This is a genomic window from Paenarthrobacter sp. YJN-5, assembly GCF_015040095.1.
Taxonomy (GTDB): Bacteria; Actinomycetota; Actinomycetes; order Actinomycetales; family Micrococcaceae; genus Arthrobacter; species Arthrobacter ureafaciens.
The window spans coordinates 3,067,976-3,088,585 of record NZ_CP053544.1; the positions used below are offsets into that span (position 1 = coordinate 3,067,976).

Genomic DNA, 20,610 nt, shown 5'->3' on the forward strand with positions numbered 1-20,610 from the left:
CGATTTAGCACAATTAGAATCTTCTCAATCAACGATTTAGGATTTGCTAATGGAAATTCACCAGCTGCAGATGCTTCGCGAACTCGGCGACCTGGGCAGCGTCAAGGCCGTCGCAGACACGCTCATGGTGACGCCCTCAGCCGTATCCCAACAGCTCGCGCTGCTGCAGAAATCCGTGGACGTGCCGTTGACGCGCAAGGAGGGCCGCGCCCTGGTGCTGACCGACGCCGGCCGCGTCCTCGCCGAGGCGGGCGCCGCCGTCGTCAACGCCATGGCGGATGCGCGGGCGGCGATTGGCGCCTACCACGACGCCCCGGACGCGCCCGTCAGCGTCAGCGCCTTCCATAGCGCCGGGCAGGCGCTGTTCGCTCCCCTGGCAGCGCTGCTGGCTTCGAAAACAGAGTCCGACGGCGGGAAGTCACCCCGCCTGCGCCTCGCAGACGAGGACGTGGCCCAGGAGGATTTCCCGGGGTTGGCAGCGCGCTACGACCTGGTCCTCGCCCACCGCATGGACAACAGCCCGCCATGGCCCGAAGACAAAGTTGCCGTTATTCCGCTGGCCGATGAACCCCTGGATGTCGCTTTGCCGGCAGGACACCCGCTGGCTTCGCGGCGCCAACTGGGTCCGTCCGACGTCGTGGATGAACCGTGGGTGACCAGCCGCGATGGCTATTCGCCCGCGGACGTCCTTGCCGCCGTCGTTGCCGTGAGCGGGCGGCCTGCCGAGGTGCTGCACCGCATCAACGACTATTCGACCGTGGCGGCGCTGGTATCTGCCGGTGGCGCGATCGGCCTGCTGCCGCGGTTCACGGCACGGCGGGTGCTGGACGCCGGGGTGGTACTGCGTCCACTGTCGGGCGTGAATTCGGTCCGCAAGATCGACATCCTTGCACGGCCCGAAACGCTCAAACGGAAATCGGTCATGATGGTTTGCGAGTCACTTCAAACCGTCATGGCCGGGCTCTCCTCACCCAGGTAGACCGCAGTTAACCGCGTGGCGAGCGGGCTGGCCGGCGTCGAAGTACGCCACCAAATCGGCCGGAAGCTCCGGTACCTCCCGGGCCGAGCCGTCACTGCGCAGCGATTCCGTGGCGAGGATGCCGGCCACTACTGCCTGCCGGGCGGCAACCGGGCTTGTCCGGGTCCGGCCGCCTTCGGAGGCGAAGCGCAGGAACTCCCCGATCAGGAGAGGGTCCGCACCGCCGTGGCCGCCTTCGCCGTCCTGAATGGGGATGACCTGGTCCGGCTCCGCGTAGCCGGAGGTCCGGCTGGTCCACACTTTGATGGTCTCCCCCGGCCCGTCGCCGAAGTTCTCGATCCGGCCTTTGGTGCCGATAACCGTGTAATTGCGCCAGTAATCAGGGGTGAAATGGCACTGCTGATAGCTGGCCAGGACGCCGTTGTCGAGCACCATGTTCATCATGGAGATGTCCTCGACATCAATGATCTCCGCCAGGTCCTTCTGCTCGGTGGGTGGCCAGTTGTCGATCGAGAACCAGTCCCCCATGCGCTTGCCGGTGTTATCACCGCGGTTGGCCACTTCACCATAGACTGCGAGGTCTCCGACGGCGGCAACCCGCTTGGTGTACCCGCCGGCCAGCCAGTGGATGACATCAATGTCGTGGGCACCTTTTTGAAGGAGAAGGGACGTGACGTTGGCGCGCTGGGCGTGCCAGTCCTTGAAGTAGAAGTCTCCCCCGTGGCCGACGAAGTGGCGGCACCAGACCGCTTTGACGTCGCCGATCCTGCCTTCCTCGATCAGGTTGCGCATCTGGACCACCACGGGCATGTGGCGCATGTTGTGGCCTACGTACAGACGGGTTCCGGTTTCAAAGGCCGTCTTCAGGATCAGGTCCGCAGCCTGCACCGTGATGTCCAGGGGTTTCTCGCAGAAAGTGGGGATGCCCGCCTTAAGCGTTCGGACGGCGACGGCGGCGTGCTGGTTGTCGGGGGTCAGGACGAGGACGGCGTCGATCCCGCTGTCCAGCAGTTCCTCAAGATCTCCAGTGATGCGGGCCGTCGGGATGCTGCCGGCGGCGTCTGCCCGGCCACGTTCACTGAGGTCGCAAACAACGGTGACTTCGGAGCCTTGGCCCGGCTTGTGGGCGTGCTTCCACAGCCCTGAACGCAAGCCGAAACCCACGATGCCGACCTTCAAATCCTTTTCCATGGCGTGTAATTTTTCCTTCTGCTGTTTTAGTTGAGTCTGGTTTCGGCATTTCGGTGCGGCGCCGATTCGCGCACGAACAAGTGCCAGGGGAAGTCGAGGACTCCGGGTGCCTCCGGGACGGCGTGACCGGTTGCCCGCCGCAGGAGCAGTCGGGCGAGTTTGTCGAAGAAATCAACGGGGCCCACAGTGCTCAGCGAGGGCGACATCCGTTCGCCTTCCACTGTGTTGCCCACACCGATGATGTCCACGTCTGTGCCCACGGCGAGGCCCAGGCGTTGGGCAGCGTTGATGGCGCTGACCGCGGCGTAATCCGTGGTGGCGTAAATAGCTGTGGGCCGGTCCGGCATGCTGAGCAGCCGTGTTGCCGCAGCGTAGGCGCCGGCGGTGGTGCCGTCGAACAGGCCTACGTAATCCTCTCTTTCCGGGATCTTCGCCGCAGCCAAAGCGGACGAGTAGGCCTGGTACCTGGTCCCTCCGGTCTTGCCTCCCGCTGATGCCGGGGTCAGGCAGGCAATCCGCCGGTGGCCGTGGAGCAGGTGCTCCACGGCCACGCGGCAGCCTGGTCCGGCGATGGAGCGGATGACATCGAAGCCCTCCGCGGGCAGCTCCTCGTCAAAGACCACCAGCGTGGTGCCGTGCCCGGCGAGCCGGCGCAGGGCTTCCCGCTGCTCAGGACGGACTGCGTCCACGAAGACCGCATCGGCATTGTGCGTGCCCAGCACCTTGACCCAGTCGGCGTCACCCAAAATCATCGGCGTGATGCCCAGTGGAGCTGACGCTTTCTGAACGGCCTCGATGACCGACAGCGACCAAGGGTCGGAGAGCATGGTCAGGGACAGGATCACCGTATTTGTCCGGCCTGTCCGAATGGCCCGGGCAGCCTGGTTGGGGCGGTAGCCGAGCCGCTCGGCTACCGCCTTGACCTTGTCCGCCGTCGCATCCGACACCCCGGGTCCGCCCTCACCGCGGCGACCTGACAACACATAGGAAACCGTGGCTGTGGAAACGCCCGCGAGTTCGGCCACCATGCGGATGGTGGGCCTGACTCCTGTGGTGCCCGCTTTTGCCATGGTTCCCCTTGCTGTGTTCTTCGCGTCCGAGTGGTTTCGTTGTTGGTTTGAGGCTAGCTCCTGAAGACAGGCGCGTTGGGGTCCAACGCGGCCTGGTACTCATCGCGCATCTTGTCTCCGCCTTCGCTCTTCCAGCGCTTGACCGCGTCCTTGAGTTCGTCGATCTTTGCGCGGCCGGTGATGATATCCACCACCTTGTCGCGCAGCTGCTTGGTGATCTTGGCACCCACCTTGGCGTTGGTGTCCGAGTAGGAGCCGTTGGTGGGATTGCGCCAGGCAAACTCGAGCAGTTTCTCTTCCTGCCGGCTGACGTACCGGGTGTCGTCGTCGAACCCGGGGTTGAAAATGACGTTCTCGGGGCTGGACATGATGTTCAACGCCGACACCAAACCGGGTGCATTGATGGCTCCTGCCTCCGTCAATGCAGGATTCCCTGAAGCATCAAGGGTGTAATCCTGACCAAGCTCGCCGAAGTTCTTTTGCATGTACTCCACCGTGCCGAACGGCGCCGACAGGTAGTTCATCAGCGCCAGCAACTCACGGATCTTTCCCTCTTCCGCCTTCTTGAACGGGGTGAAGCCCACCGTTCCATAGCCCATGTCGTAGACGGGCTTGACCTTGCCGTCGGCACTGAACGGGATCAGGATGTCGAATTTCGCGTTCTTGTTCAGGGCGCGGTAGCTGCGGATATCGTGCGGGCCCACCAGCACCTGCGCGGCAACGCTGCCGTTGGCCACCCGCGTGCGGATGTCCGAGGCCTTGGCGTCCGGGTAGAAGACACCGGCCGCGAACATCTTGGCCGTGAACTCCACGCCCGCCATATATTCGTCGGTTTCATACAGATGGGTCAGCGTGCGGTCTTTATTGACGGCCCAACTGTTCGGCGCACCAAACCACTCAGTCACCATGTGGAGGGCGTTGATGTAGGCAGGTTCCAGCGCGTATTTCTGTTCACCGGGACGGGTCAGCTCCTTGGCCTTCTCCAGGAATTCCCCGGCGTTGGCAGCTTCGAAGCCACCCACCTGCGCCCACACGTCATGGTTGCCCGCGTAGACCTGCCCGAAGGGGGTACTCGGGATGGGAGCTCCCCAGATCTTGCCGTTCACGACGGCGGTCTTCCAGGAATCGGGCTTCAGTGCGGCAAGGTTGGGGTACTCAAGGACTGCGTCACCGGAAAGGTACGGCGTCAGGTCCTGGAACTTGGCCTCGAGCATCGGGCCAACGTTGGGGATACCCTGGTTCGGCGGAACCCACATCATGTCCGGAAGATCATTGCTGGCAAGCACCGTGGCGAACTTGGCCGGATAGCCGTCGCCAATGTCTTCGGCAATCTGAAGCTCCAGGTCGCCGCCGAGCTTGGCATTGAGCCGCTGCCAGAAGGGATTGTCCTTCAGGCCGGGGCTCATGGTTTCGAAGGTTTCCGTCAGGCCGGTGACTTTGCCTTTGAGCGGCGGCGCCTTCACGGACTGCACGGCGGTGGGCAGCTTGAAGTAGGCGGCTTGGAGGCCCTTTGCGTTACCGGCGATATCCGGAGTGACGCCGGTGAATTCCTTGTACGTGGGCAACGTGACCGACGCGGAGGCGGCGGCGCCTCCGTTGCCTGCGGCCCCGCCGCCACCACAGGCGGACAAGCCTGCGGCGGTGACGGCCAGCCCGGCGAGGCCAAGGAAACCGCGGCGGCTGAATCCAGCCTGAGAGGTAGTGCTGGTCATGGCATAACCCTTTCTGGTTACTTGCTTCATAGCTGATATGCGTGATTGAAGTGCTTGGTGAACGCGTGTTCCCGGCGGGGCGCTAGCCCTTGACGGCGCCGGTGATCACGCCCTTGGCGAAGTGCTTTTGGAGGAACGGGTAGACCATCAGGATCGGGACAAGCGCTACCACCACCACTGCCATCTGGATGGACTGGGGTGGCGGTGAGGTGGTGATTCCCAGCTGGTCCGCCGCACCGCTGCCCTGGACCACGAAATTGCGGAGCAGCAACTGGATGGGCCACTTGCTGTGGTCGTTGATGTAGAGCAAAGCGTTGAAGAACGAGTTCCAAAAGCCCACTGCGTAAAACAGCCCGACGACGGCGATCACGGCTTTGGACAGCGGCATCACGATGCGCCACAGGATCTGCCAGTCGTTGGCGCCGTCGATCCTGGCACTTTCGATGAGCTCGCCCGGGATATTCATGAAGAACGAACGCATGACCACAAAGTTGAAGGCCCCGAAAATGCCCGGAAGGATCAGCGACCACAACGAATCCAGCAGGCCAAGCTGGCGGATCATCAGAAAGGACGGAATCAGGCCCGGTGCGAACAGGAGGGTCAGCAGGACCGCAAGGACCACCGGCCGGCCAAACAGGACCGTGCGGCTGGTGGCATAGGCCATGGTGATGGTCACGAACAGCGCCAGGATGGTACCCACCACGGTTACCAGCATGCTGACCCCGAGGGATTGCAGCACCATGGGGCCCTTGAAAATGGTGGCGTAGGCTTCCAAGGTTGGACGTTCGGGCCAGAGTACGAACCCGCCGGCCTTCACGAGTTGTTCGTTGTCAGCCAGGGACGTGGAGACTACCAGCAAAATGGGCGTCAGGATGGACACGCTGAAGACAACCAGGACTACGGCTTTGACCGTTTGATACAGGGCGGAAGGCTTCTCCTTCCACACGGGGCGCTTGGGGTTGTAGCTAAGCTCCCGGGGTTTCATGGTGAAAAGTGTTGTTGCCATGGGGTTTCTCCTAATGCGGCGGGCGCAGCGCGGCAGGCGCGCGGGTCAGCGTGGCTTTCAGCGCACTCGTTGTGCGAAGATTCCGTCTTCGCCGAAGCGGTGGGCAAGTTTGTTGGCGCCATATATCAGCAGGGCGCTGACTATGCCCTTGGCCAGTCCGGCTGCCGCGCCCGAGCTCCAGCCGCCTCCCACCACGCCCGTGTAGTAGGTGAAGGTGTCAAGCACTTCCGCGGCGCCTGCTCCCACGGCGTCGCGCTGCAGGATGAACTGCTCGAAGCCCACGGAAAGAATGTCGCCGATGCGAAGGATGAGCAGGAGGACGATCACGGGCCTGAGGCCGGGCAGGGTGATGTGCCACATCCTGCGCCAGCGACCCGCACCGTCGGCCGCTGCCGCTTCGTAGAGCGAGGCATCAATGCTGGCAAGTGCCGCAAGGAAGATGATCATTGCCCAGCCGGCGTCCTTCCAGATCATCTGGACCACCACCAACACCGGGAACGTCTCCGGGTTGGTCATGAACGGGATCGGTTCCATGCCCCAGTCCCGGAGCACGTTGTTGACGAAACCTGCGCCGCCGAGCATCTGCTGGAAGAACGCGATGACCAAGACCCAGGAAAGAAAGTGCGGCAGGTAGGCGATGCTTTGGAAAATCCGGCGGACGCGGGTGCTGATCAGTGAATCCACGATCAGTGCCAGGACCAGCGGCACCGGGAAGAGGAAGACCAACTGCCAGGCGGCCAGGTACAAGGTGTTCCAGAAAGCGTGGATGAAGTCCGGATTGCCGAAAAGGTCCACGAAGTTCTGCCAGCCCACCCACAGGCTGTCACCGATGCCCAGGTAGGGCTGGTAGTCCTGGAACGCGATGACGTTGCCCAGGATGGGTATGTAGAAGAAGAGCAGGAGAAAGGCCACTCCCGGGAGCATCATGAGCAGCATCTGCTTGTCGCTCCGCAGGCGGGCCCGGAAACTCTGCTTCTGGACGTTGCTCCTCTTCCGCTTCTTCGGACCGGAGGAGCGGACTGTTACGCCCGCCCGATCCGGGACTCGGCGAGCTTCGGGCAATACCGGAGCCTGTTCCGTCGTCGAGTTCATGCAGTCTCCTCAAGTGCTGAGCGAAACCATCGATGTGATTCAAGCCACGCTCGTTAACCGTTTAACAAACCATAAGTGACTCGCATCTCTTTTTGCAACATCGTGATCGAAACTGCGTTTAGAAATCACTTTTCGTCACAGCGCGCGGCTGAGACAAAAAAATAGCTGGCAGCAGTGGTTGTTTTGACCGCTCAAAACAACCACTGCTGCCAGCTGGTTGGGCTAACTAGCCCTGGACCCCGAGTTTCTCGAGGATCAGCTCACGGACGCGTCCGGCATCGGCTTGCCCGCGCGTGGCCTTCATGACCCCGCCCACGATGGCGCCGATGGCCTGGATCTTGCCGCCGCGGATCTTCTCGGCGACGTCCGGCTGGGCTGCAAGGGCTGCGTCAATGGCTTCCAGGAGGGGGCCGTCGTCGGAAACTACGGCCAGGCCGCGCTTGGCGATGATCTCCTCCGGCGTACCTTCTCCGGCGAGGACGCCGTCCAGTACTTGGGATGCCATCTTGTTGTTGATCTTGCCGCCCTCAACAAGCTTGTTGAGTTCAACAATCAGCTGCGGGGTGACGCCGAGTTCTGCCGGTTCCACGTCGGCAACCTTGGCGCGGCCAACAACCTCGCCCATCCACCACTTGCGGGCTACGTCGGCCGTGGCACCGGCAGCGACGGTTTCCTCGACGGAGTCCATGACCCCGGCGTTGACGACGTCGCGGAATTCGAGGTCGGAGTAGCCCCAGGCTTCCTTGAGGCGCTTCCGGCGCTCGGCCGGCGGCTCGGGGAGGGTGGCGCGAAGCTCCTCCACCCACTCACGCGAGGCAACCACGGGAACCAGGTCCGGCTCCGGGAAGTAGCGGTAGTCGTCGGCGTCGGACTTGGCCCGGCCCGACGTCGTCGAACGTGTGTCCTCGTGCCAGTGGCGCGTCTCCTGGACAACCGGCTGGCCGGAATCCAGCACCGCGGCGTGACGCTGGATTTCGTAGCGGACGGCGTGTTCGACGGCGCGCAGCGAGTTGACGTTCTTGGTCTCCGAGCGGATACCGAAGCGCTCCTGGCCGTGCGGGCGCAGGGACACGTTCGCATCGCAACGGACGTTGCCGCGTTCCATGCGGGCGTCGGACACGCCAAGGTTCTTCACGATCTCGCGGACGGCAGCCACATAGGCCTTCGCGAGTTCCGGTGCGCGGCTGCCCGCGCCCTCAATCGGCTTGGTGACGATTTCCACGAGGGGAACACCGGCGCGGTTGTAATCCACCAAGGAGTAGTCGGCGCCCTGGATGCGGCCTGCGGCGCCACCCATGTGGGTCAGCTTTCCGGCGTCCTCTTCCATGTGGGCACGCTCGATCTCGACGCGGAAGACCGTGCCGTCCTCGAGCTCGATGTCCAGGTAGCCGTCGTAGGCAATGGGCTCGTCATACTGCGAGGTCTGGAAGTTCTTGGGCGTGTCCGGGTAGAAGTAGTTCTTCCGGGCAAAACGGCAGGACTCGGCGATCTTGCAGTTCAGGGCGAGGCCGATCTTGATGGATGACTCCACAGCCGCCTTATTGACGACGGGAAGGACACCGGGCATGCCCAGGTCCACCTCGTTGACATTGGTGTTCGGCTCGTCGCCGAAAACGTTCGGGGCTGAGGAGAACATCTTGGTCTTGGTGTTGAGCTCAACGTGGACCTCAAACCCCAGGACGGGATCGTACTTCTCCATGGCTTCCTCGAAGCTCAGGATTGCGTCGACGGACATTAGTTGGAACCTCCGGCGGTAGATGTAACAGTGCCGAGCCCGGCTTTATTCAACAGAGGTGCCTGCGCAAGCATCGGGCCGCCCCACTTCTCTTCGAGGGCGGATTCGAGCACCGCGCCCACGCGGTAGAGGCGTGCATCCTCGCGGGCCGGAGCCAGCAACTGGATACCAACCGGCAGACCGTCTTCATCGGCCAGGCCGCCCGGCAGCGAGAGACCCGGAATGCCGGCCAGGTTGGCAGGAATCGTAGCGACGTCGTTCAGGTACATGGCCAGCGGATCGTCGAGCTTCTCCCCCAGCTTGAACGCCGTGGTGGGCGCCGTCGGGGAGATCAGGACGTCCGCCCGGGCGAACGCAGCATCGAAGTCGCGCTGGATGAGCGTGCGGACCTTCTGCGCGGAACCGTAGTAGGCGTCGTAGTAGCCGGCGCTCAAAGCATAGGTTCCAAGGATGATGCGGCGCTTGGCTTCGTCGCCGAAACCAGCGGCGCGCGTGGCTGCCATGACACGTTCAATGGTCATGGGACCGTCCTTGGGCAGTACCCGCAGACCGTACCGGACGCCGTCGAACTTGGCCAGGTTGCTGGAGACCTCGGAGGGCATGATGAGGTAGTAGGCGCCCAGGGCGTACTTCAGGTTGGGGCAGGAGACCTCAACGATTTCCGCTCCGGCTTCCTTGAGCAGCTCGAGGGATTCGTTGAAACGGTTCTCGACGCCGGCCTGGTAGCCCTCGCCGTGCAGTTCCTTGATGATGCCGATCTTCATCCCGGCAACGTTGCCCAGGCGGGCAGCCTCAACCAGGTTGGTGAACGGATCGGTCAGTGACGTGGAGTCGAAAGGATCGTGGCCGCCGATGACTTCCTGCAGGAGTGCGGAGTCCAGCACCGTACGGGACACAGGACCGATCTGGTCCAGCGACGAAGCCATCGCAATGGCTCCGTAACGGGACACGGCACCATACGTCGGCTTCATGCCCACGGTTCCGGTGACGGCACCGGGCTGGCGGATGGATCCGCCGGTATCCGTGCCCAGGGCGAGCGGCGCTTCAAAAGCAGCGACGGCGGCAGCGGACCCGCCGCCTGAACCGCCGGGGATCCGGTCCAGGTCCCACGGGTTGCGGGTGGGCCCGAACGCGGAGTGCTCCGTGGAGGAACCCATGGCGAACTCGTCAAGGTTGGTCTTGCCGAGGATCGGCATCTTCGCGGCACGGAGCTTCTTGATCACCGTGGCGTCGTAGGGGCTGTGCCAGCCCTCGAGGATCTTGGAGCCCGCCGTGGTGGGCTGGCCGATGGTGACGATCAGGTCCTTCACCGCGATCGGCACACCGGCGAGGGCGTGCAGGTCCTCGCCGGCTGCACGGGCGGCGTCCACCTCGGCAGCGACGGCCAGGGCCTCTTCGGCGTTGACGTGCAGGAAGGCGTTGACCTGGCCGTCGACGTCCGCGATCCGGTCCAGGTGCGCCTGGGTGACCTCGACGGCGGAGACGTCGCCGGCGCCCAGCTTGGCGGCGAGGTCGGCAGCTGAGTGGCGAATGAGTTCGTTGTTCTGTTCAGTCATCGTGTTAGTCCTCATCCAGGATTGCCGGGACCTTGAAGCGGTTCTCGGCCGCATCCGGGGCTCCGGACAGCGCCTGGTCCGCCGTGAAGGTGTGGCCAACAACGTCCTCGCGGAACACGTTGGTCAACGGAATAGGGTGGGACGTGGCCGGTACATCATCCCCGGCGGCTTCACTCACGGACTTCACCGCGTCCACGATGACGGCCAGTTCGCCCGCCATCCTGTCCAGCTCTTCGTCACTCATCTCAATGTGAGCCAGACGCGCAAGATGCGCGACGTCGTCACGGTTGATCGCAGCCATGGATCTCCCCTGCAAAGTTCAAATGGTTTTCCGAACCAGTCTACTTGGCTTGGCTGCACGGACGTGCGACGGTCAGCCGATGCCGATGGCTCCGGTCAGCATGCCCACGGCGAGCATGACGAGCGAGATGACGGCGGTGCGCCACAGGACCTTCTTGTGATGGTCGCCGAGGTCCACCTTGGCCAGGGAGACCAGCAGGAGGATTGCCGGAACCAGCGGGCTCTGCAAGTGGAACGGCTGGCCGGTGACGGAAGCCCGGGCCATGTCGACCGCATCGACTCCATAGTGTGCCGCGGTTTCGCTGAGGACCGGGAGGACACCGAAGTAGAAGGCATCGTTGCTCATGAAGAACGTCATGGGAATGCTGAGCACGCCGGTGATGACGGCCATAAAGGGGCCCATATCCGAGGGAATGATCTGAACGAGCCACTCGGACATCGCCTTGACCATGCCCGTGCCGTTGAGGACGCCGGTGAGGACTGCGGCTGCCATGACCATGCTGACCACTGCCACGATCGAGGGTGCGTGGGCGATCAGCTGTGCGCCTTGGTCCTTGACCTTGGGGAAGTTCACCAGCAGAGCGATTGCGGAACCGACCATGAAGACGAACGGCAGGGGGACGATGTTGGCAACCAGGGTGACCATGACGGCGACCGTCAGGCCGAGGTTGAACCAGAACAGCTTGGGACGAAGCGTTGAACGGTTGGGGTCCAGTGCCGTATCCGCCATGGCGGTGTCATGCTCGTCCACCAATTCTTCGGTGCGTTCGAGGACTGCGACGCCGGTGCCTCCCCCGGTGCCCGGCTTGCCGGCGCCTGTGGCTGTGCCGGTGCGGCCAATGCGGGGTCCGCCGTTGCGCGAACCGCCGGCGACAGAACCGCCGCGGCCCTTGCCGCCGTCGAACGCGTCCGAACCGCCGGCGACGTCACCCCAGATTTCCGGAGCGGTGGCGCGGAGGCGGTTGCGTTCCTGCAGGCCGAGCAGCCAGGCGAAGACCAGGACAACGATGAGGCCGACGATCAACGACGGGACCATGGGAACGAAGACGTCGTTGACGTCCAGGTGCAGTGCGGTGGCGGCGCGGGCGGTGGGGCCGCCCCACGGCAGGATGTTCATGGTGCCGTTGGCGAGGCCTGCCACGCAGGTGAGGACCACGGGGCTCATCTTGAGCCGCAGGTAGACAGGCAGCATCGCGGCCGTCGTGAGGATGAAGGTGGTGGAGCCGTCGCCGTCAAGGGAAACCGCCGCAGCGAGGATCGCGGTGCCGAGGACCACTTTGGCGGGGTCGTTGCCGAGCTTCCGGAGGATGAACTTCACCAGCGGATCGAAGAGCCCGACGTCGATCATCAAACCGAAGTAGATGATCGCGAACATGAGGAGCGCGGCCGTGGAGGTCATGGACTTCATCGAATCCATGACCATGGGCCCGATTCCCAGCCCGGCGCCGGCGAAAAGTCCGAAAACGGTGGGGACGATGATCAACGCCAGGACTGGCGTCAGTTTTTTGGTCATGATCAGGACCATGAATACCGCAATCATTGCGAATCCAAGCAAAACCAGCACGGCCGGCTCCTTACTACTGTGAATGGCACACTTCGGTGTGATGCGCACTACAAACTTAGGGTGGTCCGGGTCACGTGCCGGGGTTTGTGGGAATTGATGGAAGTACTGCTCGTTGCGCACGTTTTGCGCATTGTGCTCAATGCTTCAATGGAGATAACGGAAAGGAGCGAAGGTGCGCAGCAGCAATGTCAGCATGCGGTTTTCCACCCAGACGCTCCTTCTCCAACTGGGCGTCGTGCTTCTGGTGGTGCTGCTCAGCGGCGCCGTTCACGCCTGGCTTGTCTATGACCGGATCGGCACTGAGGCGGAGAACCAGGCCTTGACGCTCGCCCGGACCGTCGCCGCCGACCCCGATGTACGGGCCGACGTCCAGGAAATCAGCAAGGAGGAAGGCACTCCTCCCCCGCCGGTCCTTCTGCAGGGACCGCTCCAAGCCGCAGCTGAGGCGGCCCGGGTCCGCACCGGCGCCCTGTTCGTGGTGATCACCGACGAAACCGGCCTGCGACTGGCCCACCCCGAACCCGCCCGCCTTGGCGAACGGGTCAGCACGGATCCTTCCGTTGCCCTGGGCGGCGAAGAAATCACCACGCGCAACACCGGCACGTTGGGCCCCTCCGCAGGCGCGAAAGTTCCCGTCTATGCCCCCGGCCCCGCGGACCGGACCGGCACGATCGTGGGCGAAGTCAGCGTGGGGTACTCAGTGGAGTCACTGACCAAGAGCCTTGCCCGGGACATCGTGCCGATCGCCCTGACCGCCGGCGGCGCCCTGCTGGCCGGAGTCCTGGCATCGTTCCTGCTCCGCCACCGCCTGCAGCGCCTGACGTTGGGGCTGGAACCGGAGGAAATCAGCACCCTGGTCCACGATCAGGTGGCCGTGTTGCAGGGCGTGGACGACGGCGTGATCGGCATCTCTGCCGACGGTCGGATCTCGGTCTTCAATGCTGCCGCATCACGGCTCCTCGACCTACCGGACATCACCGGCCAGGACTGGGTATCCGCCAACGTTCCCGGCCAGCTCAAGCAACTCACCCGCCCTGCGGCCCAAGACGCCGAGGCCGTGGAGGTTGTGGCCGGTGGACGCGTCCTCGTGGCGAGTGCCCGCAAGGCCTGGCACCGCAAGGAGGACCTCGGGTGGGTAGTCATGCTGCGCGACCGCACCGAATTGCAGCAGCTCACCCGGCAGTTGGACGCGGTCGGAACCATGTCCACGGCCCTGCGCGCCCAACGCCACGAGTTCGCCAACCAGCTCCACACGATTGCCGGCTTCATGAGCATCGGCCAGCACGAACAGGCCAAGACATACCTGGAACGGCTCTCAGCCACGGGACCGCTGAAGTTCCCTGTGGAACAGGCGGAGTTGCTCCAGGATCCCTACCTGCAGGCATTTATCGGCGCCAAGAGCGTGGAAGCCTCCGAGCGGGGGGTCACCCTGCGCATCGGTCCGGAAACCCTGGTACGCGGCCACGTCGTGGATCCCCAAGACGTCACCACAGTGCTCGGCAACCTCATCGACAACGCCGTGAGTGCCGCCGTCGGGGGTTCCGCAGCCGAACGCTGGGTGGAAGTGGAACTGTTGGACGACGCCAGCCACGGCGGGACCCTGCACATAGTGGTGGCAGACTCGGGAGATGGTTTGGCAGGTGCCGGACCCGAGGAGGTCTTCGCGGAAGGATTCACGACGGCGGCGCAACCGTCCGGCGCGGCAGCCGGGCAAGGTTTCGGGCTGGCGTTGGTCAGGAACCTGGCACGTCGCCGGGGCGGCGAGGTCAGGGTTCTGGAGAGCGGCACGCCCGGCGGACCCGGGGCGGTCTTCATGGCCACCGTTCCCGGCGTCATGGGCGGCACGGGTGTGCGGGACGACGACATGGATGCACCGGAAACCGGGACGGGGCCAACGGCGAGGAAGGACAGCATTGGCTGAGGACTTGAGAGTGTTGATCGTGGACGACGACTTCCACGTGGCCAGGCTGCACGCGGCCTACGTCGATTCCGTGGCGGGATTCATGGCGCTGGCACCCGTGGGCTCAGTGTCCCAGGCGTTGCAGGCGATCCACAGCCTGCGCCCGGACCTCGTGTTGCTGGACGTCTATCTGCCCGACGGTTCAGGGCTGGACCTGCTGGGCCAGCTCGACGTCGATGCCGTGATGCTGACGGCGGCCTCGGACGCGCAATCCATCCGGGTGGCCCTGCGCCGCGGTGCGCTGGGCTACATGCTCAAACCCTTCACCGCGGAATCCCTGTCCCAGCAGCTACGCTCCTACGCCCGGTACCGCCGCATCCTGGGGCAACAAACCAGCGTTGACCAGGCAAGCATCGAGCGGGCCAAGCGTGCCCTGATCCCCGGCGACGTCACGCCGTCGGCCAAACCCCGCTCGGCTACCGAGGCAGCAGTCCTGGAGTCCTTGGTGCCTGGCGAGCAGTACTCGGCTGCCGAAGTCGCAGACCGCGTGGGCGTGTCCCGGGCCACGGCGCAAAGGTACCTGTCCTCGCTCGCGGACGATGGCGCCGTCGAAATCCAACTGCGCTACGGGACCACGGGCCGCCCGGAACACCGTTACGGCATCCCGGGCTGACCCATCTGAGTCGCAATTGTGCGCGTTTTGAGCACGCTAAACGCGCTTAAATGCGACCCAGTTGGGTGCGCTACGCGGACTTCTGCGCCACCAGTTCGATCTCCACCAGCATCTGCGGATCAAGGAACGGCAGAACGTGCACCAGGGAGAGGGTGGGCCTGATTTCGCCGAAAACTTCACCGTGTGCGCGGCCGGCGTCTTCCCACTTGCTGATGTCCGTCAGGTAGAGCTTGGACTGGACAACGTCCGCGTAGGAGAAGCCGGCTTCTTCCAGGACGGCGCCGAGCTTCTCGAGGATGTACTTGGTCTGCGAGTAGAAGTCATCGCCCACAATGCCGTCGAGTCCGCTGGCCGCCGTCGCGGAAATGTAAAGGGTGTTGTCCACCTGGACCGCACGGGAGTACCCAAGGGTCTGTTCCCACACCGAACCTGAACCGTATGTCTTGCGCATGCCGCGCCTTCCTGTTCATCTCCCGGCCTGCTGCCGGGATTTCCGAGGAAAACTCTAGGACTGGGAGAGCTCAAGCCTGTAAACGAACAACTTTATGTCGGTGCCGGGGACGAACCAGTCCCGTTCGGGGACCCGGTCGAAACCGGTCCGGTTGTAGAGGGCGTTGGCGCTCTCCCACGTGGCGCCGGTGGTGAGGCACACGGCATTGATACCGTCGCTCGCCTTGGCCTGCTCGACGACGGCACTCACCAAAGCAGTGCCCGCGCCGGAGCGCTGCACCGCCGGATCCACCACGAGGGTCCGCAGCTCCAACTCGCCGTCCAAGCCAATGTCGGAGAAGCCGCCTCCGGCGGGAGCAGCGGTCACTGAGCCGATGATGGTCCCGTCGCGTTCGGCCACCAGCACGTCCGCATGCTGCGCCCGGCCAGCCACGTTCTTAAGTTGCTGCAGGTACGGGTGATCCGCGCTGCCGTAGTACCCCGCAGTGACGTACGAATCCTGCGTTATGCGGGCAACGGCGTCGTAGTCTTCGGGTACGGCTGGACGGACAGTAATCGGCGAAAGCACCTGTCAATGGTAGTGGTAACCGGGCGTTGCATTCGGCGAAACAGCGCTTTCCGTGACAGAACTATCACTCCTGTGTGTGTCACCCGGTATCGCGGGATTGAGTCGGATTGCGCGCCATGAAGCCCGGTTTCGCACCGTTGCGGCCTTGTTTCGGAAGGCTGGCGCCCCGAGCCGCGGCCGTGTTGAAGTGGGCAAACCTGACCACGCCACCCCAAAACCAAAGGATTCGATCATGCCCACACCACCGCGTCAGCTGCACCTCAACGCGTTCCTCATGAGCACCGGCCACCACGAGGCCTCCTGGCGGCTCCCGGAAAGCGACCCCTTGGCCTCCACCAGGATCGGTCATTACCAAAACCTGGCCCGCACCGCCGAACGCGGCAAGCTGGACTCGATTTTCTTCGCCGACTCCCCCGTGCTCTTCGGCGAGGTGGGGCGCCGCCCTGCAGGCAAGCTGGAACCCACCGTCCTGCTCACCGCCATCGCAGGAGCAACACAGAAGATCGGCCTGATCGCCACCGCCTCCACCACCTACAACGAGCCCTTCAACCTGGCACGCCGTTTCGCTTCGGTGGACTGGGTCAGCGGCGGGCGGGCCGGGTGGAACGTCGTCACGACGGCGGGTCCGGACGCGGCGCGCAACTTCGGCGTCGCCGACCAGCCGGCCCACGCCGTCCGCTATGAGCGCGCTGCCGAGTTCATCGACGTGGCCCAAAAACTCTGGGACAGCTGGGAAGACGACGCCGTGCTCGCGGACAAGGCCGCCGGCGTCTGGGGCGACTCCACCAGGATCCGGGCAATAGAACACGAGGGCAAGCACTTCCGGGTCCGCGGCCCGCTCAATGTCCCTCGTTCTCCGCAGGGCCACCCGCTGATCGTTCAGGCCGGCTCCTCCGAAAACGGCAAGAAGCTCGCAGCGCACTACGCCGAAGCCGTGTTCACCGCCCACCAAACACTGGCAGACGCGCAAGCCTTCTATGCAGACCTCAAGGCACGGACCGTGGCGGCGGGCCGTGATCGTGACAGCATCAAGATCCTCCCGGGCATCGTTCCCGTGATCGGGTCCACCGAGGCCGAGGCCCTTCGGCTCGAGCGCGAACTCGATGAACTGATCAAACCCGAATACGCCCGCGAACAGCTGGCCAAGACTCTCCGGCTCGCACCCGAAGACCTCCCACTGGACCGTCAACTCCCGGCCGATCTTCCATCGGAGGACGACATCGAGGGCGCCAAGAGCCGCTACACCCTGATCGTGGAATTGGCCCGGCGCGAGCAGCTCACCGTCCGGCAGCTCATCGGTCGTTTGGGCGGCGGTCGCGGGCACCGGACCTTCTCCGGCACCCCCGAACAAGTAGCGGACGCCATTCAGGACTGGTTCGACGCCGGAGCAGCGGACGGCTTCAACATCATGCCCCCGGTGCTTCCTTCAGGTTTGGAAGTGTTCGTGGATCAGGTGGTGCCGATCCTTCAGCGGCTTGGTCTCTTCCGTACCGAATACACGGCATCCACCTTGCGGGGACACTATGGCCTGGACCGGCCGGTGAACCGCTTCGCGGGCGCACCCGCACGGGAGCTGACCTCGATCGGATCCGGCTTCTAGCGGTAGTTGGCGATGGCCAGTGCGCGGATCATGGGAGCCCTACAGAGGGAACTTTCCGGAGAGCTCCAGCGTGGCCGCGCACGTCCAGGCCGCCAACCGGTCTTCGGTGCTTGGGCCGCCGTCGAGCGGGCTTGTCAGCTTTGGCCTGCGGACCCAGCAACCGGCCTCCTCGGCTATCAAGGCCCCGGCGGCGTAATCGTGTTCGTTCAAGCCCCGCTCGCCAAAGGCGTCCACGGTGCCGTCGGCGACGAAGCACAGGTCCAGTGCTGCCGAACCCAACCGCCGCACATCAGCGAAGCCCTCCATGAGTTCGCCCAGCCCCTCCACCTGGTTGGCGCGGGTGGAGGGGTCATAGCTGAAGCCCGTTGCCAGGATCAGCCCTTTCCTCCCCGGGACCGGGCCCGTCAGCTGCGTTGAGGTCCCGGCAACCTCAACCCATGCGCCGTGCCCGCGGGCAGCCGAGTAGACGCGGCCCAGCGCCGGCGCGTGGACCACGCCGGCAAGCCACACGCCGTCGGCATCTGCCACGGCAACGGACGTGGCGTAGTAAACAATGTTGCGGATGAAGTTGGTGGTGCCGTCCAGCGGATCGATGGACCAGCGGTAGCCGGACGCCTGCTCCGGCCGGGTGGTTCCTTGTTCCTCGCCCGTGATCGTGTCGTGTGGCCGTGCCTGGGCGATGGCCCGGCTGACGGCGTTCTCCGCTGCGAGATCGAACTCCGTTACCCAGTCCCCGGCTTCGCCCTTGTTACTCATTCCGAGGCCGTCACCACCGCTTCCGGTGACCGAACGTTGGGCAAGCACTGAGGCTCCCGCTGCGGCCGCCGTTTTGGCGACCTCCAGCAATTCCAGGACTGCGGCGCGCGAATGCCCGGCGGTCATTCGGATTCCCCTTCCCGCGCGGCAGCTTCATCGCCATTCTCCCGGTCTTCGGACGTGGCGGGCTGACCTTCCGGCGCAGCTGGCCCATTGGCCAGGAGCTCACGGAATCCGTCCTCATCCAACACCGGGATCCCGAGCTGTTCCGCCTTGTCCAGCTTGGTACCAGCGCTTTCACCGGCCACCAGATAGCTGGTGTTCTTCGATACCGAGCCTGCCGCCTTGCCACCACGGATGATGATGGCTTCCTTGGCCTCATCCCGGCTGAAGTTCGGCAGGGTTCCCGTGACCACCACGGTCAGTCCTTCAAGCGTGCGCGGAGTAGCCGTATCCCGGTCATCCTCCATCCGAACGCCGGCGGCAGCCCACCTGTCCACGATCTCGTTGTGCCAGTCAACCGCGAACCATTCCTTAAGGGCAGCCGCAATGGTCGGTCCGACGCCGTCCACATGGGCCAGTTGTTCCTCGGTCGCATTCCGAATGGCATCCATGCTTCCGAAGTTGGTTGCCAGTGCCCGCGAGGCGGTGGGTCCGACGTGGCGGATGGACAACGCTACAAGCACCCGCCACAGGGGCTGCTTCTTGGCTTTCTCCAGCTCCGCGAAAAGCTTCTCCGTGGTGGCAGTGGGCTTGGACGGCGTCTTGGCCGTGGCCTTCGTATAGAAGTAGGGAACGAGTTCGTACTGGCCTGTGCCGACGCCCTTGGATTTCTTCTCGCGGCGGATCATCACGTTTGCCAGATCTTCGCGGGTCAAGTCGAACAGCGCGGCCTCGCTGGTCAGCGGGGGAATCTCCGGTACTGCGGGCTGGGTCAACGCGATGGCCGCTTCCCAGCCCAGGGCCTCGATATCGAAGGCGCCACGGCTGGCCACGTGGAAGACCCGCTCACGCAACTGGGAAGGGCAGGACTTTCCGTTGGGGCAGCGGATGTCCACGTCGCCCTCCTTGGAAGGCGCGAGCGGAGTGCCGCAGGAAGGGCATTCGGTGGGCATGACGAATTCGCGGACGGGCGGATCCTGCTTATCGCGAAGCGCCAGTACCGGACCGACAATTTCGGGGATGACGTCACCGGCTTTGCGAAGAATCACGATGTCGCCGATCATCACGCCTTTGGCCTTGACGACGTCCTGGTTGTGCAGCGTAGCCATGCCCACGGTGGAGCCGGACACCTTGACGGGTTCCATCAACCCGAACGGAGTGACACGCCCGGTCCGGCCGACGTTGACCATGATGTCCAGCAGTTTGGTGTGGACCTCTTCCGGCGGGTACTTGTACGCGGCGGCCCACCTCGGCACGCGGGAGGTGTAGCCGAGTGCGCGTTGGGTGGCGAAGTCATCGATCTTCACCACGATGCCGTCGATCTCGTGCAGGAGGTCGTGGCGGTGTTCGCCGTAGTGGGCAATGAATTCCAGGACGCCGTCGTAAGAGTCCAGGACCTTCGAGTAGGGACTGACCGGGAGTCCCCATTCGCCCAGGAGCTTGTAGGTCTCCGACTGGCCGGCCGCTTCCAGCCCTTCCCGGGCCCCGATGCCGTGGACGAACATGCTGAGGGGACGCTTGGCTGTCTCCGCTGGATCTTTTTGCCGGAGCGAACCCGCGGCGGCGTTGCGGGGGTTGGCCAGCGGCGCCTTGCCCGCTGCCACCAACGACTCATTGAACTCCGCGAAAGCCTTGGACGGGATGAAGACCTCGCCGCGGATCTCAACTTCGGACGGATACCCCGAGCCGCTGAGCTGCCGCGGGATTTCCTTGATGGTCAGGACGTTGTGGGTGATGTCCTCACCCGTGGTGCCGTCGCCGCGGGTAGCAGCACGCACCAGCTTGCCGTCCCGGTACAGCAGGTTCACGGCCAGGCCATCGATCTTCAACTCGGTCAACCACGAGATCGGCGGGACCCTGTCCCCGAGCTTGGCCACCGACGCCTCGACCTTCCGCACCCAGGCCTCCAGCTCGTCGAGCGAGAACACGTCATCGAGGCTGTACATCCGTTGGAGGTGCTCGACGGCGGCAAAAGCCGCGGAGACCTCGCCGCCCACTTCCTGGGTGGGTGAATCATTCGCGACGAGCTCCGGATGGAGGGCTTCCAATTCCTCCAGGCGCCGATACAGGAGGTCATACTCAGCGTCGGAAACAGTGGGAGCGTCTTCCTGGTAATACGCATACCGGTACTTCCGGACCAGGTCAACCAGTTCCTGGTACTCTTCCCGGAGGTTTTCCGACGGCGGCGCACCCTCCTCTACGGCGACGGCGGCCGTGGATGTGGTGCTGACCCGATCTGGATTCTCTGGTGTGCTCACAGGTCTATCTTGCTATACACCCCGGACATTATGTGGCG

The 20,610-nt window shown here is 64.1% G+C and carries 17 protein-coding genes; 4 read left to right on the forward strand and 13 right to left on the reverse strand.

Annotated elements, in window-relative coordinates; all coding sequences use genetic code 11:
- The first annotated feature begins 49 nt into the window (after positions 1 to 49).
- Positions 50 to 979 carry a LysR family transcriptional regulator gene (locus tag HMI59_RS14495; RefSeq protein ID WP_166187791.1) on the forward strand — a complete coding sequence of 310 codons (930 nt, stop codon included), beginning with the start codon at positions 50 to 52 and terminating at the stop codon, positions 977 to 979.
- Here the strand turns inward: HMI59_RS14495 and HMI59_RS14500 are convergent.
- The 9 genes from HMI59_RS14500 to HMI59_RS14540 form a co-directional block, all read right to left on the reverse strand.
- Entirely contained in the window at positions 968 to 2,170 is a 1,203-nt protein-coding gene (locus HMI59_RS14500; RefSeq protein ID WP_193591686.1) for a Gfo/Idh/MocA family protein, read from the reverse strand. The two genes, HMI59_RS14495 and HMI59_RS14500, sit on opposite strands and share 12 nt — an antisense overlap.
- Positions 2,171 to 2,196: 26 nt before the next feature.
- Complete coding sequence (locus tag HMI59_RS14505; RefSeq protein WP_166187787.1) at positions 2,197 to 3,240, reverse strand: LacI family DNA-binding transcriptional regulator; 1,044 nt, start codon at positions 3,238 to 3,240, stop codon at positions 2,197 to 2,199.
- A 53-nt stretch (positions 3,241 to 3,293) separates the two neighbouring features.
- Positions 3,294 to 4,952, reverse strand: coding sequence for a sugar ABC transporter substrate-binding protein (locus tag HMI59_RS14510; RefSeq protein WP_193591687.1), 1,659 nt, complete (start codon positions 4,950 to 4,952; stop codon positions 3,294 to 3,296).
- Between the two features lie 82 nt (positions 4,953 to 5,034).
- Positions 5,035 to 5,958: a carbohydrate ABC transporter permease gene (locus HMI59_RS14515; protein ID WP_193591688.1), complete on the reverse strand. Its 924-nt coding sequence runs from the start codon at positions 5,956 to 5,958 to the stop codon at positions 5,035 to 5,037.
- 57 nt (positions 5,959 to 6,015) lie between these two features.
- The gene (locus HMI59_RS14520) at positions 6,016 to 7,050 is read right to left on the reverse strand and encodes a sugar ABC transporter permease (RefSeq protein ID WP_193591689.1); all 1,035 of its coding nucleotides are present in this window, start codon (positions 7,048 to 7,050) and stop codon (positions 6,016 to 6,018) included.
- Between the two features lie 226 nt (positions 7,051 to 7,276).
- Complete coding sequence (gene gatB / locus HMI59_RS14525; RefSeq protein WP_166187780.1) at positions 7,277 to 8,785, reverse strand: Asp-tRNA(Asn)/Glu-tRNA(Gln) amidotransferase subunit GatB; 1,509 nt, start codon at positions 8,783 to 8,785, stop codon at positions 7,277 to 7,279.
- Complete coding sequence (gatA, locus tag HMI59_RS14530) at positions 8,785 to 10,341, reverse strand: Asp-tRNA(Asn)/Glu-tRNA(Gln) amidotransferase subunit GatA (RefSeq protein WP_021471374.1); 1,557 nt, start codon at positions 10,339 to 10,341, stop codon at positions 8,785 to 8,787. The genes gatB and gatA overlap by 1 nt, the downstream gene beginning before the upstream one ends.
- Before the next feature lie 4 nt (positions 10,342 to 10,345).
- Positions 10,346 to 10,642, reverse strand: coding sequence for an Asp-tRNA(Asn)/Glu-tRNA(Gln) amidotransferase subunit GatC (gatC, locus tag HMI59_RS14535; RefSeq protein WP_021471375.1), 297 nt, complete (start codon positions 10,640 to 10,642; stop codon positions 10,346 to 10,348).
- Between the two features lie 72 nt (positions 10,643 to 10,714).
- Complete coding sequence (locus tag HMI59_RS14540; protein ID WP_193591690.1) at positions 10,715 to 12,205, reverse strand: CitMHS family transporter; 1,491 nt, start codon at positions 12,203 to 12,205, stop codon at positions 10,715 to 10,717.
- 193 nt (positions 12,206 to 12,398) lie between these two features.
- On the opposite strand from HMI59_RS14540, the gene HMI59_RS14545 reads away from it, so the two are divergent.
- Both HMI59_RS14545 and HMI59_RS14550 read left to right on the forward strand, forming a co-directional pair.
- On the forward strand, positions 12,399 to 14,126 hold the full coding sequence (locus tag HMI59_RS14545) for a sensor histidine kinase (RefSeq protein WP_193593770.1): 1,728 nt from the start codon (positions 12,399 to 12,401) through the stop codon (positions 14,124 to 14,126).
- Positions 14,119 to 14,778: a response regulator gene (locus HMI59_RS14550; protein ID WP_031216188.1), complete on the forward strand. Its 660-nt coding sequence runs from the start codon at positions 14,119 to 14,121 to the stop codon at positions 14,776 to 14,778. Before HMI59_RS14545 ends, HMI59_RS14550 begins: the two co-directional genes overlap by 8 nt.
- Positions 14,779 to 14,848: 70 nt before the next feature.
- Here HMI59_RS14550 and HMI59_RS14555 read toward each other — a convergent pair whose 3' ends face one another.
- Both HMI59_RS14555 and HMI59_RS14560 read right to left on the reverse strand, forming a co-directional pair.
- Entirely contained in the window at positions 14,849 to 15,229 is a 381-nt protein-coding gene (locus tag HMI59_RS14555) for a RidA family protein (RefSeq protein WP_079941342.1), read from the reverse strand.
- Between the two features lie 54 nt (positions 15,230 to 15,283).
- A complete protein-coding gene (locus HMI59_RS14560; protein WP_193591691.1) occupies positions 15,284 to 15,796 on the reverse strand; it encodes a GNAT family N-acetyltransferase in 513 nt (170 codons plus the stop codon).
- Positions 15,797 to 16,028: 232 nt separating this feature from the next.
- On the opposite strand from HMI59_RS14560, the gene HMI59_RS14565 reads away from it, so the two are divergent.
- On the forward strand, positions 16,029 to 17,396 hold the full coding sequence (locus HMI59_RS14565; protein ID WP_193591692.1) for an LLM class flavin-dependent oxidoreductase: 1,368 nt from the start codon (positions 16,029 to 16,031) through the stop codon (positions 17,394 to 17,396).
- Between the two features lie 39 nt (positions 17,397 to 17,435).
- Here the strand turns inward: HMI59_RS14565 and HMI59_RS14570 are convergent, their stop codons facing one another.
- Both HMI59_RS14570 and ligA read right to left on the reverse strand, forming a co-directional pair.
- Complete coding sequence (locus tag HMI59_RS14570; RefSeq protein ID WP_166187100.1) at positions 17,436 to 18,278, reverse strand: inositol monophosphatase family protein; 843 nt, start codon at positions 18,276 to 18,278, stop codon at positions 17,436 to 17,438.
- On the reverse strand, positions 18,275 to 20,572 hold the full coding sequence (gene ligA, locus HMI59_RS14575) for an NAD-dependent DNA ligase LigA (protein ID WP_193591693.1): 2,298 nt from the start codon (positions 20,570 to 20,572) through the stop codon (positions 18,275 to 18,277). Before ligA ends, HMI59_RS14570 begins: the two co-directional genes overlap by 4 nt.
- Positions 20,573 to 20,610 lie beyond the last annotated feature (38 nt).

Excerpts from the sequence above, each read along its gene's own strand:
- gatB (WP_166187780.1), bottom strand. The coding sequence starts at position 8,785 with ATGTCCGTCGACGCAATCCTGAGCTTCGAGGAAGCCATGGAGAAGTAC.
- HMI59_RS14510 (WP_193591687.1), bottom strand. The coding sequence starts at position 4,952 with ATGACCAGCACTACCTCTCAGGCTGGATTCAGCCGCCGCGGTTTCCTT.
- gatA (WP_021471374.1), bottom strand. The coding sequence starts at position 10,341 with ATGACTGAACAGAACAACGAACTCATTCGCCACTCAGCTGCCGACCTC.
- HMI59_RS14545 (WP_193593770.1), top strand. The coding sequence starts at position 12,399 with ATGCGGTTTTCCACCCAGACGCTCCTTCTCCAACTGGGCGTCGTGCTT.
- HMI59_RS14500 (WP_193591686.1), bottom strand. The coding sequence starts at position 2,170 with ATGGAAAAGGATTTGAAGGTCGGCATCGTGGGTTTCGGCTTGCGTTCA.
- HMI59_RS14565 (WP_193591692.1), top strand. The coding sequence starts at position 16,029 with ATGCCCACACCACCGCGTCAGCTGCACCTCAACGCGTTCCTCATGAGC.
- HMI59_RS14515 (WP_193591688.1), bottom strand. The coding sequence starts at position 5,958 with ATGGCAACAACACTTTTCACCATGAAACCCCGGGAGCTTAGCTACAAC.
- HMI59_RS14570 (WP_166187100.1), bottom strand. The coding sequence starts at position 18,278 with ATGACCGCCGGGCATTCGCGCGCCGCAGTCCTGGAATTGCTGGAGGTC.
- gatC (WP_021471375.1), bottom strand. The coding sequence starts at position 10,642 with ATGGCTGCGATCAACCGTGACGACGTCGCGCATCTTGCGCGTCTGGCT.
- HMI59_RS14520 (WP_193591689.1), bottom strand. The coding sequence starts at position 7,050 with ATGAACTCGACGACGGAACAGGCTCCGGTATTGCCCGAAGCTCGCCGA.
- HMI59_RS14495 (WP_166187791.1), top strand. The coding sequence starts at position 50 with ATGGAAATTCACCAGCTGCAGATGCTTCGCGAACTCGGCGACCTGGGC.
- HMI59_RS14555 (WP_079941342.1), bottom strand. The coding sequence starts at position 15,229 with ATGCGCAAGACATACGGTTCAGGTTCGGTGTGGGAACAGACCCTTGGG.
- HMI59_RS14505 (WP_166187787.1), bottom strand. The coding sequence starts at position 3,240 with ATGGCAAAAGCGGGCACCACAGGAGTCAGGCCCACCATCCGCATGGTG.